Below are 12,925 nucleotides of genomic sequence, written 5' to 3' on the forward strand. Positions count from 1 at the left end.
GGGTTCTTATTTGGCGTACTCAGGAAGTATTTCCAGGAACCTGGCTGAAGTTTTGATACCTCTGTGGAAATCCTTGATCGCAAACTTCTCATTCGGTGAATGAATAGCATCACTGGTCAGCCCAAATCCCATTAGTATTGACTCAACGCCAAGAACACGCTTGAAATCGGATACGATCGGAATGGAGCCACCTTCGCGTGAAAATAGCACTTCTTCTTTATAAATATCTTCAAAGGCCTGAGCTCCTGCTTTTAATCCATAGAAATCCAGGTCAGTAACTGAGGGATACCCTCCATGATGTTCAGAGACCTTGACGGTTACAGTGTCGGGTGCCAAAGACTGAAAATGTTTGGTGAATAATTCAGCGATCTCCTTTGGGTCCTGATCAGGAACCAATCGCATGCTAATCTTGGCATTTGCTTTAGATGGCAATACGGTTTTAGCTCCTTCTTTAGTGTAACCACCCCAGATGCCATTCACATCCAGTGTGGGTCGGGCAGAAGCTCTTTCAAGCGTACTATAACCTTTCTCTCCATGAACAGCTTCAATGTCTAATGACTTCTTATACTCTTCTTCATCAAAAGGAAGTTGCTTATAAGCTTCACGGTCAGCTTCTGATAGTGGTTTCACTTTATCGTAAAAGCCCGGGATCTGGATCACGCCATCTTCATCTTTCAGTTTGGCTATCATTTCACATAGAACATTGACGGGGTTTTCTACAGCTCCGCCATAAACACCGGAATGCAGGTCACGGTTCGGGCCAACGACTTCCACTTCCATATAGGCCAGGCCTCTCAAACCATATGTTATGGAAGGCTGGTCTTCAGCAAACATGGCTGTGTCTGAGATCAGCACCATATCGCAGGATAACATATCCTTGTGCTCTTCAATGAAGGGTATCAGGTTAGGGGATCCGATCTCTTCTTCACCTTCAAGAATGAATTTTACATTGACCGGTAATTCTGTCCCGGATTTTCTGAAAGCTTCTACGGCTTTGATATGAGTATACGATTGTCCTTTGTCGTCACTCGCTCCGCGTGCATAGATATTGCCATCACGTACCGTAGGTTCAAAAGCCGGGGAATTCCATAGATCATCAGGATCAGAAGGCTGAACATCATAATGACCATAGATCAATACTGTTGGTTTATCCTCATGCGGACAGTATTCAGCATACACGATTGGATTGCCGGGAGTCTCAAATTTTTTGACTTCGTCTAACTCAAGACCTTCCAGCTGGTTGATGAGATAATGGGCGGCTTTTTCAACCTCACCTTTTTTATCAGAATCGGTACTGATGCTTGGTATACGCAGTAATTCAAATAATTCAGTTAAAAAACGATCGATATGCTGATCAATATAATCTTGAGTTTTGCTCATGGCCTAATTACGTGTAATTGATTTCTTCTAACTTATGTGCCCGAAAATAAAGAATAATCGGGAGTTGTTCTGAGTATTAGTCTGTCTAAAGCGTTTTAATTCCTTCTGGTTTTGTCCATCCATACTGCCCATTACCCAGGCGAATATAGGTCCACCCTTCAATTTTTTTACTTTCCCAATGATCTATAGTCAGGTCATAACCTTCATAAGCAATACTTACCAATGGACTGTCTTCATCCGGAGATTCCAGGACTCGTTGTGAGGATGAGACCAGAACGGCTTCATCGTATCTTTGATTGACATAATCGGCGTAAAAAGCCAATAAAGACAGGGAGGCCCCAATGATTATCAGGGTAAGTTGAGTGGAGAAGGTTTTACTTAGTGGGATTTTGTCTAACCATCCAAGGTATAAAAGAGTGAGGCCGGCCAGGGTAAAAACAAAGCCGATCAAAAATAATCCAAAAGCAGACAGTTGATGATTTATCCAATCAATGGCACGATCCCATGGAAGTTTTGGCAAGATGGCGGATTGCCTGCTGAATTGTGAATTAACATAATTCAGTGCCTCATCAGCCTGTTGCTGAGTGGAGGAAAACTGAGCAGCTTTAAGGAAATAATATTTTGAGAGTCCCAATGAATCGAGCTGCATGGCTGTTATACCCATGTTCAGATATAAAGCTCCGGAGACGGACCCATTGCTCAGAATGTCTCTGTAGGCTTCCATGGCTTCCATGGGTTTTCCATTTTCAAGCAAGGTATTGGCTTGATCAAAAGAACCCTGTTGTGCAAAGGCATTTGAAGTGAAAACCAGTGAACAGGCCAGAAGTATTATGGATCTGATCTTCATGAAAGTTTACCTACTTTTTTGATGATCTCTCGGGTCTTCTCTATATCGCCAGTCAGAGTTTCCTGTGTAGCATTAGGTGCATAAGCTATGGTCTCACATTTATTCAACAGTTTTTTAAGACTCTTTGTGAGATCAGTATCGGAGAATTTTTCGATGGCATTTACCAGGTCAGTATGGGATAAACCCGCAGGTGGAAGGTCTAATTTGTCAGTGATATATTGCGTAAGAGCCTTCTCAATCAGGTGATATCCGGTTTTGATATCGGTAGTATTTTCAGCCTCAATTAGGATCTTCTCTGCCTTATCAGAAGCCAAACGAGATCTTGCAAAAGCAGAGTCTGTTTGCATACGATCCTGATATTTTTTGTAACCGTAAGCTCCCAAAGTCAGCATTATGGGAAAAAAGATCATGACCCAAACCAATGTCATTTCATGCAGCGGTGTTACGGCAGGGCTTTTCCAGGAAGCCAATCCGGTTATCGGCTTTACATTGAATCGAAGGTCTTTTTCAGTGAGGAGAGGGGCATTGGGGTCACGTTCTGCATTGAAAGTTAATTCCGGCAGCGTTACGATCACAAAATCAGAACGGCCGGGGTGGTAATAAGCCACGCGTTTTGCCGGAATAGAATATTCTCCCTCGTTTCGTGGTATCACAATGTCTTTGAAGTTTCGACTACCTGATATTTCACGATCATTTCGTTCTACGTTCGATGTTTCTTCAGGATTATATCTCTCCAGTGATTCTGGCATATCGTATTCAGGCTTGTTGATCAGTGGAATATTGCCATTTCCTGAGATACGAGTGTTGATCTCAATACTTTCTCCAACCAAAGCTTCATTAACAGATATAGAACGTTCGATGTCAAAACTTCCTACAGCACCAATGAACTCTGCGTTATTCAATTCAGGAAGACTTTCAACATCAAGGGTAACAGGGGTCGATTGAAGAGTCATTCGTTCCTGATTCAGGCCAAACCCAAATGGATCGGCAGAACTGCGCCTTGAGCGAACGGAAACGGTGATCTCAAAAGGACTCAGAGTCAGTTCTCCCGATTTGGTAGGGAAAAGTGCATATTGGATCAGTTTTGCTTTTTGATAACGAACGCCGTTAACAATAGTAGATGTAGTTTGAGCGCGTTGAGGATAATTCAGTTCCTCTTTCCAGAATCCTTCTGCTTTCCATCCCGGGGTGGGTTGATATGAAGAGACTTCTACCCCGTTTTTAAAGTAAAGGACCACATCAGCCACCACTTGTTGCCCAACCACAGGGTTATCGATATCGGGTTCTATCCTGACGTAAATATCAGGCGATCGATCAGCCTCTCCGGATTCAAGTGTGGCCGGATCCAGAATTGAAAAGGTAATAGCTTCCGTTTGATAGGTTTCATCTTCCACTGTGATCGATATGGGAGGCAGGGTGTAATCACCGGGTGATTGAGCGATCAGTACATATCCAAATGTGTAGGTTACTGAAGGTTTGCCATTAATGATCGTGTATTGGGTACCGCGTGAAGTGCTGCCCTGAAGCCATCGTAATCCATTGATCTCGGGTAGTTCCGGTTGTTGAACCGACCCCATGGCATTGCCGCTTACACTGACCTCCAGTTTTACCTGTTCTCCACTGAAAATATTGGTTTCAGATAGTTCGGCACCAACCTGTATATCCTGTGCTAGGGACAGGCTTGAGAAGCCACAAAAAAATAGTAGTAAGAAAAAGAAGTGTTTCAGTCTACCAATCCTTTTCATGTTTGGCCGATCCTGTAGATTTTTTCTTTTTGAATTCCTTTAATAGTTCCTTTTCCTTTTGTGCCAGAGCTCTCAAGATCTTTTCAGCTTCTTCCTTGCTTATTTGCTGTGATTGAAGATCCTCAGGATTGACCTCTTGTGGTGATTGTTCACTTTGTTCTTCACCCTCACTCCCCTGCTCTTCCTGATTTTCCTGCTGCTGTTGGTTTTGCTGTTCTTGTTGTTGTTCCTGCTCCTGATCCTGCTGGTTCTGTTGCTGCTGATCTTGTTGCTGTTGCTGTTGCTGCTGTTGTTGTTGTTTTTCCTGCTCTTCTTTCAGTTTTTCATAAAGAGCATTCAGCTTACGGTCGTTTGGGTACTCCATCAGACCTTCTTCAACATAATTCAATGAGGTTTGCAGATCAGCATTGATAAAATATTGAGCCCCGTTATGGAAATACTGATCAGCAGATTGCGCCAGGACCGGTAAGGTTAAAAAAGTCAGGAATACTATCAGTGGGAGTCTTTTCATGATTTAGTTGGAGTTTATTTCTGATACATTTCTGATCCGTTCAATAAAATCGTTAAAAGCACGAACGGTGTCATCTGCTTCCAGAGCCCTTTGCATTAGGTTATAGGCATCCTGATACCGTCGTTCAGTTACCAATTTTTCAGCCTGCTTTTTCATAGCAATGGCATATTCACTTGGTTCAGGTGGAGGTTGATTTTCCTGATTTTGTTCATCGCCACCCTGGTCTTCTTCATTCTGAATTTCAGCCAGGGCTCTTTCATAATTATGTTTGGCATCAAGATCTGATGGATCCAATTTCAGGGCATTTTTGAAGTGAGTTGCTGCCGGTTTCCATTTCTGGTCTTCAGCCAGTAACGTTCCAATATTGTACTCTGCCAATGATTTTTCCTGAAGGCTTTCAGCCAGTGAACGAAATTCCATAAAGGAATCAATGGCCTCTTCGACCTTACCTTGTTTCGCCTGAGCATTTCCTAAATTGAAATATAGCTTATAATTTTCAGGGGTTGCCTCAATAGCTGCTTTGTAAAGTTCTTCCGCCTCTTCATAATTACCCTGTTCAAAAGCGGAATTAGCTTGCCGGGCTCCATCATTTGTGAAGGCCGTAAGAATCAGGAAAAGGGTTATGTAAAGAAGGTTTCTTTTCAATTGATCATAAATTTTCAGCGATGGCGATGGTCTCATCGTCCATTAACATATTGGTGAAAACGTTATTCACGTCATCATTTTCTTCAAATTTTTCCATCATTTTCAGGTTTGACTCGGCCGTGCTTTCATCAACCTTGGTTTGTGTGACGGCTTCCCGTATCAGGGTCGCAGACTCTATCTTAAAGCCGGCCTCTTCAAGTCTGTTCCTTACATCAAATAATTCTTCTCTGCTGGTATACACAACAAACATTTCATCTTCAGTATCCACATCTGTAGCACCGGCATCAATAGCCTGCAGCATAAACTCCTCATCATCAAGACCATCTGCGGGCACCTGTATCATGCCTTTTTGCTCAAACATGTATCCAACGGAGCCGGTGGTGCCCATATTACCTCCGTGCTTAGTGAAAATATGGCGGATGTCACTAACCGTACGATTATTATTGTCTGTGGTTACCTCTATGAAGTAGGCGATTCCACCGGGTCCGTAACCTTCAAAGGTGGCTTCTTCGTAGGCTGCACCGTCTGAATCTTCTCCGGTTCCTCGCTTTATGGCCCGTTCAATGTTATCCTTTGGGACATTATCAGCTTTGGCATTTTCTATAGCCAGCGATAAACGCGGATTTCCATCCGGGTCTCCACCGCCTTCACGGGCCGCAACGGTTATCTCCTTGATGTGCTTGGTGAAGATCTTGGAACGCTTAGCATCTTCTTTTGCTTTTTTGTGGCGAATGTTCGCCCATTTCGAATGTCCTGCCATATTTTGAAGGATAAATTAATTACATTTCATAAGCTACATAATATACAAATAGACTGTGTGGATAAGAAAGTATATAGCACAATTTTACTTGAACTGTATAGTTGAGAATAAAGAGAAACCAATCTGTTAAACCTTGTGTTGCAATGTTTATCGGAACTGTAGATTGAGTATTTTTAAATTGAAAACAGCACAAATATCAACAGAGATTAAATGAATATAGGCATAGCGTGTTATCCAACATTTGGTGGCAGTGGGGTAGTTGCAACTGAACTGGCTAAGAACCTGGCTAAGAACGGCCACAACATCCATATGATGAGTTATTCGCGTCCTGCTCGCCTGGACACCCTGGAAACAGGCATTACCTACCATGAGGTTTCGATCAATTCATATCCTCTTTTCGATTATCCGCCTTATGCCCTGGCCCTGGCTTCACAGATGGTTAATTTGATCGAATACGAAGACCTGGACCTGTTGCATGTTCATTATGCACTGCCCCATGCAACCAGTGCATATTTGGCAAAACAGATCATGTGTGAACGTGGTGTGACGGTGCCGATCATTACTACATTGCACGGCACTGATATCACGCTGGTTGGGCGAGACCCGAGTTATAAGCATGTGGTCGAGTTTTCCATAGATAAAAGTGATGGTGTAACGGCTGTTTCTGAATACCTGAAACGAGAAACGTATGAACATTTTGAGATCGAGCAGGATATTGAGGTCATACCAAATTTCATTGACCTCGACAGATTTAAAAAATCAAACAAGAGTCATTTCAAAAAGGCCATTTGCCCAAACGATGAAAAAGTAGTGGTCCACGTTTCCAACTTCCGAAAAGTCAAACGTGTGCCGGAAGTTGTGTCCGTATTTTCAAAGATCCTTGAGGCCGGAATTGATTCGAAATTGCTGCTTGTGGGAGATGGACCTGATCGCCAAAAAGCCGAACAACAATGTCGTGACCTTGGGATCTGTGAACACGTTCGGTTTTTAGGAAAACTGGATCAGGTTGAGGAAGTGTTGTCAATTGCAGACCTGTTTTTAATACCCTCCGGTTCAGAGACTTTTGGGTTGGCTGCACTTGAAGCAATGAGTTGTAGCGTGCCTGTGATCAGTTCAAATATTGGTGGCTTGCCTGAAGTCAATGTTCATGGTGAAACCGGATACCTTTGCGATCTGGATGACGTGGACTGTATGGCAGATTATGGAGTGAAGATCCTGACTGACCCGGAACTGCATGAACGAATGTCTCAAAATGCACGTAAGCATGCAGCGACATTTAAGCAGGAAGAGGTGGTTAAACAGTATGAGGATTTTTATGAGAAGGTTCGGAAAAGGATGGGAACCAAAGTTAGGTGATCCTGTTTATTTGAAATTAAAAAAGCCTGCTCAATTGAGCAGGCTTTTTTGATAGATAAGAGTTTTTGCTGTTACTTAAGCAAGTACCTTTGATACTTCTTCAGCCGCTTCTTTAAGCAACACAGCTGAGATCACATTCAGGTCACTGTTGTCAATGATCTCTTTAGCTTCCTTAGCATTGGTTCCCTGAAGGCGTACGATAATAGGTACATCTTTCACTTTTTCAGCGATCTCAGGATCTTTAACCGCTTCGATCACCCCATTTGCAACACGGTCGCAGCGTACAATACCGCCAAAGATGTTGATCAGGATCGCTTTAACATTTTTGTCTTCCAGAATAATGCGGAATCCGTTTTTCACGGTTTCAACGTTAGCACCACCACCTACATCCAGGAAGTTGGCAGGTTCACCGCCTGAAAGTTTGATGATATCCATGGTAGCCATAGCAAGACCGGCACCATTCACCATACAACCTACGTTACCATCCAATTTGATGTAGTTGAGGTTGTATTTTTGAGCTTCAAGCTCCAGGGGATTTTCTTCAGACTCATCCTTGAGTTCTGCAAGATCTTTGTGACGGTAAAGGGCATTGTCATCAAAGGTTACTTTCGCGTCCAGGGCATAGACCTTGTTATCAGGTGTTGTGATCAATGGATTGATCTCAAACATATTTGAATCGGTTTCCTGATAGGCATTATATAAAGCGTGAATGATCTTGATGCCATTTTTCAGGGCTTCTCCTTCCAATCCAAGTGCAAATGCGATTCGTCGGGCCTGATTAGGCTGCAGATCCATTCCCGGTTCCACCCATTCTTTAACGATCTTCTCAGGGGTTTCTTCAGCAACTTTTTCGATCTCGACACCACCTTCAGTAGAGGCCATGATCACGTTTTTACCAACAGCACGGTCAAGCAGTATACCAAGATAGAATTCAGATTCAATGTCCACACCATCTGTAACATAAAGGCGCTGAACCAGCTGGCCTTCTTCTCCGGTTTGAACCGTTACGAGTACATCACCCAACAATGATTCCGCGGCCTCTTTAACCTCATCAATGGATTTGCAAAGGATAACTCCTTTTGCATTGTTCTTTTTGGTTCGGCCTTTACCACGTCCGCCGGCATGGATCTGAGCTTTCACTACAAATAGTGATGCTCCCCTCTCCTTTAACTTCTTAGCGGCTTCAACAGTCTCCTCAACAGTGGTGGTAGCTATACCGGCTGGTACGGCTACATTGTATTTCTCAAGAATTTCTTTGGCTTGATACTCGTGAATTTTCATGGATACAATTTTAAGTATTAAAAGCGATTTTTCGGGAGCCAATAATACCGAGATTACGAGCTAAAAGAAAGGTATCTTTATTATAGCTGAACAGAATAAAGAACCTTTTACAACCATTTAGCATATTTATGAGCAAAGAGGAAAGGCTAAAAAGTGAAAAGGAATTTCATAATGTTACATTTTCAAAGAACACGAGGAAGGCGGCCAAGAAGTATTATCGTTCTGCTAACCTGAGTAAGAGAAAATATCGTGAATTATTATTTGAAGACGTTATAGGAAAAAAGGTATTGGAATATGGATGTGGTCCCGGAAGTGCAGCTTTTGATTTAGCTGCAAATGGAGCTGAAGTAACAGCTATTGATATTTCTGACGTTGCTATAGAACAAGCCTCAAAAGAAGCTGAAACCAGAGGATTGAATATTGAATTTCGGGTAATGGATGCAGAAAATTTAGATTTTGAGGCAGATTATTTTGATTTGATTTGTGGAAGTGGAATTTTACATCATCTTGAATTAAAAGCATCTTACAAAGAATTAAAACGTACCCTTATAAAAGAGGGAAGAGCAGTCTTTTTTGAACCTTTGGGTCATAATCCTATTATTAATCTATATAGAAAGTTGACTCCATCTATGCGTACAGCTGATGAGCATCCGTTGTTAATGAAAGATGTTGAACTTGCTGAACGATATTTTAAGACAGTAAATACTCAATATTTTAATCTAACGGCAACAGCAGCTTCCTTTTTGCCTTCTCTTTCCGGTGTGCTTCACAAAACGGATAACTTTCTGTTTAATAATTTTGAGTTTTTAAAGAAGCATGCCTGGATAGTCGTTTTGGAGTTAATAGGTCCAATCAAATCTTAGATACCAGGTATATTCCTTTGGCATTAATTCTTACAAACACTAACTTTATAACCCATCAAAACAAAGAGGTAATCTAGCTTGAAAGAAGCCCGGATCATGACTCCAGAGGAATTAGACCGCACTTATCAGCGGTTTGCTCATCAATTCCTGGAACCATATGATGATTTTTCCCGACTTGCAGTGATAGGAATGCAAACCCGTGGTGTTCATATGGGTAAACGGATCATTGAAGAGATCCGGAAAAACTTCAATACAGATATAGATTTTGGAGTACTGGACGTAACCTTTTACCGGGATGATTACCGTTCCAAACTGAAAATGCCTGAAGTCCAGGTCACTGAGATCCCATTCGACCTGTTCGATCGTGATGTGGTCCTGGTAGATGATGTACTGTATACCGGCAGAACGGTTCGCTCTGCTATGGATGCGATCATGGCTTATGGGCGTCCAAGAAGCATTAAGTTTTGCTGTATGGTAGACAGGGGGCACCGCGAGTTGCCAATTGCAGCAGATTATATGGGAATGTACCTGCCAACTTATGAAAATGAGGAAGTTCGTGTGAAGGTAAATGAAATTGACGGTGAGGATGCTGTGTACCTTGTTGAAATAGAGGAGGAAGTAAATGAGTAAAACTTCCGAAGGATATCAGTTCAATCAAAAGCATTTGCTGGGACTAACGAATTATTCAAAAGAGGATATTCAATTTGTGTTGGAGCAGGCTAAGTATTTCAGAGAGATCCTGGACAGAACAGTTCCCAAAGTGCCCACTCTTCGCGATAAAACCATTGTAAATCTGTTCTATGAGAACAGTACACGCACCCGTCTTTCTTTTGAGTTAGCTCAAAAACGTATGGGAGCCGATGTCGTAAACTTTTCAACCAGTTCATCCAGTACTAAAAAAGGAGAATCACTGAAGGATACGATCCGGAATATCAGCTCAATGAAAATTGATATGGTAGTGGTTCGCCATGAAAGTCCTGGAGTGCCACATTTTCTCACTCAATGTGTGGATGCGGCCATTCTGAATGCGGGAGATGGTGCTCACGAACATCCAACCCAGGCATTGCTGGATATGTTCACGATGCAGACCATACATCCTGATCTGACAGGCAAAAAGATTGCTATCATAGGTGATATTTCTCATAGCAGAGTGGTAAGATCGAACATAATTGGATTGAAAAAACTTGGAGCAAAAGTTGTTTTATGCGGTCCAAAAACATTGATGCCTGTTTATGTAGAAGACATGGGTGTTGAAGTGTCTTATAACCTGGAGGAAACCCTGAAATGGTGTGATATTGCCATGGCACTCAGGATTCAACTGGAAAGGCAGGAAGGGGCAACGGAGCTTTTTCCATCTCTTCGGGAATATCATGAACGCTTTGGGATAAAATATCATCATCTTGAGAAATACCCTGATTTTAAGATCATGCATCCGGGGCCGATCAACAGAGGTGTGGAAATGGAAAGTGAGGTTGCTGACAGTGAGAGGGCTGTGATCCTGGATCAGGTAACCAATGGCGTTGCCGTGAGAATGGCAATATTATATCTGTTGAGCGGGGGCACCAGGGTCTGAAATAAGGGTCGTATTATTTCGTGATATTTGTAATATTGGGTTCAGGGCTCTGTAATAAAGAAAGATTAAACCAGGTAGGTCATCAAGTATCGAGAATAAGCCAACAGTTACTATAGGAATTCCTGTACTGAACGAAGAACAACATATCCAAAGGGTTGTTAAGGGATTTCTTGCTTCAGATTATCCAAATCTGATTGAGATCCTGATAGCTGATGGGGGAAGTACGGATAATACAAGAGAGCTTGTAAGGGAATTATCTGAATTTGACAACCGTGTGAAGCTGATCGAGAATCCTGAGAAATTCCAATCACACGGACTGAATAAGATGATCGAGCATGCTGAAGGAGAGGTGTTTCTGAGAGCCGATGGGCATTGTATCTATCAGGATGATTATCTGGAAAAGAGTGTGGAAACACTTCTGAAAACGAAGGGTAGGAACGTAGGGGGAGCTCAAAGGTATGTGGCCGAAACCCCGGTTCAGGCCGGTATTGCGATAGCCGTTAAAAGCCTGTTAGGGAGTGGTGGGGCAAAATATATGAACGAAAATTACGAAGGTTATGCCGATACGGTTTTCCTGGGCTGCTTCTGGACCCGTGACCTCAAGGAAATCGATGGCTTCAACACTGAAAATATCACAAATCAGGATTCAGAGCTCAACCTTCGCCTCTATGAATATTTTGGTGAGAGCATATTTGTAAGTCCTGAAATAAAGAGCTGGTACTATCCACGTAATTCTTACCCGGGCTTATTCAGACAATATTTCAGATATGGCAGGGGACGATTTCTCACCAAAACTTTGCACCCAAAAAGTTCTCCCGTCAGAGGTTTGATCCCATTTATTTTTATTTGCTTTATGATGGGATACGGGGTCCTCGAACTTGCGATCGCCCCATCACTGTATTTCCCAACCTTTGCCCTTTTGCTGGGACTTTTCTTTATTGGAGAGTCGTTCCGGGTGGTATTCAGTACAAACAAAAAGTTTAATAATGAGATCTGGCAATCTGATACAAGACCTCCCGGCATATTTTCACGATGGATCCATGTGGTCGTCAGCCTGGTGATCATGCAGGTAGCTCATTTCAGCGGGTTTAGTTTTCAGCTTCTCAAGAGGCTGTTATCGGGTAAAACAGGCTGGTAAAACCAAATTGAAATGGATCCACAACCGTTAGTTTCTGTCATTATTCCCACCTATAACAGAGCGGATCTGCTTACAAGAGCGGTTGGTTCTGTTCAAAACCAGACCTACCCTAATATTGAGATAATCGTGGTGGATGATGGCTCTCAAAAGAACCCGGCTGACGTTTTAAGTGGTTATAAGGGTCTTCATTTTTTCAGGAATCCAAAGAATCTCGGAGCCTGTTACTCAAGAAACCTGGGTTTGAGTAAGGCAAAAGGAGAATTCATTAATTTTCTGGATGATGATGATGTGTTATACCCTGAAAAAATTGAAAAACAGGTTCATAAATTCCTTAGCTCAGATGATCCGGGCCTTGGTATGGTTACATGTCATGCAAAGGATGAACGATCAGGAAATTCCAGGATCAAATATAACAAGGTAAAGGGTGACGTCTACAAACTGTTGCTTGACCGGTATGCTGTTTCGGGAACTGAGACCCTGCTATTCAAGAAACAAGCTGTGAGAGAAGTCAATGGATTTGATGAAGAACTTGAGTCGAGTCAGGAGTACGACCTTATGATCAGGTTGGCAAAAAAATATACTATCGACTATGTGGATGAGATCCTGACGCACGAGTATAGGTCTGTTGATCAGATAAGCACTAATTTTGAGAAAAAAATTCAAGGGGCCAAACATTTATATTCCAAACATGATCATCGATTTAGGGAAATTGGAATGGGTTTTTGGCTTAAAAAGAAGATCAAGCTTCAGGTGATTTTACTCAGATTTTATATCGGCAAGGTATTTGGAGAGAAAGTATATCGGAAGTTGCTAAGAGAATAGAACA

General features: G+C 42.3%; 13 protein-coding genes. 6 read left to right on the forward strand and 7 right to left on the reverse strand.

The genetic code is table 11. The annotated features are described in order from the left end of the window. Nucleotides 1-6 precede the first annotated feature (6 nt). The 6 genes from AC13FX_RS01005 to AC13FX_RS01030 form a co-directional block, all read right to left on the reverse strand. Nucleotides 7-1,380: a dipeptidase gene (locus tag AC13FX_RS01005; protein WP_482878541.1), complete on the reverse strand. Its 1,374-nt coding sequence runs from the start codon at nucleotides 1,378-1,380 to the stop codon at nucleotides 7-9. Nucleotides 1,381-1,465: 85 nt separating this feature from the next. Continuing rightward, nucleotides 1,466-2,227, reverse strand: a complete 762-nt coding sequence (locus AC13FX_RS01010; RefSeq protein WP_482878542.1) for a hypothetical protein — start codon at nucleotides 2,225-2,227, stop codon at nucleotides 1,466-1,468. Beyond that, nucleotides 2,224-3,972, reverse strand: a complete 1,749-nt coding sequence (locus AC13FX_RS01015; RefSeq protein WP_482878543.1) for a BatD family protein — start codon at nucleotides 3,970-3,972, stop codon at nucleotides 2,224-2,226. The genes AC13FX_RS01010 and AC13FX_RS01015 overlap by 4 nt, the downstream gene beginning before the upstream one ends. Further along, a complete protein-coding gene (locus tag AC13FX_RS01020; RefSeq protein ID WP_482878544.1) occupies nucleotides 3,956-4,483 on the reverse strand; it encodes a hypothetical protein in 528 nt (175 codons plus the stop codon). The genes AC13FX_RS01015 and AC13FX_RS01020 overlap by 17 nt, the downstream gene beginning before the upstream one ends. A gap of 3 nt (nucleotides 4,484-4,486) precedes the next feature. Beyond that, nucleotides 4,487-5,164 carry a tetratricopeptide repeat protein gene (locus AC13FX_RS01025; protein WP_482878545.1) on the reverse strand — a complete coding sequence of 226 codons (678 nt, stop codon included), beginning with the start codon at nucleotides 5,162-5,164 and terminating at the stop codon, nucleotides 4,487-4,489. After that, nucleotides 5,133-5,888 carry a YebC/PmpR family DNA-binding transcriptional regulator gene (locus AC13FX_RS01030; protein WP_482878546.1) on the reverse strand — a complete coding sequence of 252 codons (756 nt, stop codon included), beginning with the start codon at nucleotides 5,886-5,888 and terminating at the stop codon, nucleotides 5,133-5,135. Before AC13FX_RS01030 ends, AC13FX_RS01025 begins: the two co-directional genes overlap by 32 nt. 210 nt (nucleotides 5,889-6,098) lie before the next feature. Between AC13FX_RS01030 and bshA the strand changes: the two genes are divergently transcribed. After that, nucleotides 6,099-7,244, forward strand: a complete 1,146-nt coding sequence (gene bshA, locus AC13FX_RS01035; RefSeq protein WP_482878547.1) for an N-acetyl-alpha-D-glucosaminyl L-malate synthase BshA — start codon at nucleotides 6,099-6,101, stop codon at nucleotides 7,242-7,244. 75 nt (nucleotides 7,245-7,319) lie between these two features. Here the strand turns inward: bshA and sucC are convergent, their stop codons facing one another. Then, nucleotides 7,320-8,525, reverse strand: a complete 1,206-nt coding sequence (gene sucC, locus AC13FX_RS01040) for an ADP-forming succinate--CoA ligase subunit beta (RefSeq protein ID WP_482878548.1) — start codon at nucleotides 8,523-8,525, stop codon at nucleotides 7,320-7,322. Between the two features lie 128 nt (nucleotides 8,526-8,653). On the opposite strand from sucC, the gene AC13FX_RS01045 reads away from it, so the two are divergent. The 5 genes from AC13FX_RS01045 (at nucleotide 8,654) to AC13FX_RS01065 (ending at nucleotide 12,921) form a co-directional block, all read left to right on the forward strand. Further along, nucleotides 8,654-9,388, forward strand: a complete 735-nt coding sequence (locus tag AC13FX_RS01045) for a class I SAM-dependent methyltransferase (RefSeq protein ID WP_482878549.1) — start codon at nucleotides 8,654-8,656, stop codon at nucleotides 9,386-9,388. Between the two features lie 78 nt (nucleotides 9,389-9,466). Then, nucleotides 9,467-10,018, forward strand: a complete 552-nt coding sequence (gene pyrR, locus AC13FX_RS01050) for a bifunctional pyr operon transcriptional regulator/uracil phosphoribosyltransferase PyrR (RefSeq protein WP_482878550.1) — start codon at nucleotides 9,467-9,469, stop codon at nucleotides 10,016-10,018. After that, on the forward strand, nucleotides 10,011-10,961 hold the full coding sequence (locus AC13FX_RS01055) for an aspartate carbamoyltransferase catalytic subunit (RefSeq protein ID WP_482878551.1): 951 nt from the start codon (nucleotides 10,011-10,013) through the stop codon (nucleotides 10,959-10,961). The genes pyrR and AC13FX_RS01055 overlap by 8 nt, the downstream gene beginning before the upstream one ends. 112 nt (nucleotides 10,962-11,073) lie before the next feature. Further along, a complete protein-coding gene (locus tag AC13FX_RS01060; RefSeq protein WP_482878672.1) occupies nucleotides 11,074-12,099 on the forward strand; it encodes a glycosyltransferase family 2 protein in 1,026 nt (341 codons plus the stop codon). Nucleotides 12,100-12,111: 12 nt separating this feature from the next. Then, nucleotides 12,112-12,921: a glycosyltransferase family 2 protein gene (locus AC13FX_RS01065; RefSeq protein ID WP_482878552.1), complete on the forward strand. Its 810-nt coding sequence runs from the start codon at nucleotides 12,112-12,114 to the stop codon at nucleotides 12,919-12,921. Nucleotides 12,922-12,925 lie beyond the last annotated feature (4 nt).

The organism is Gracilimonas sp. B-17, assembly GCF_056857935.1.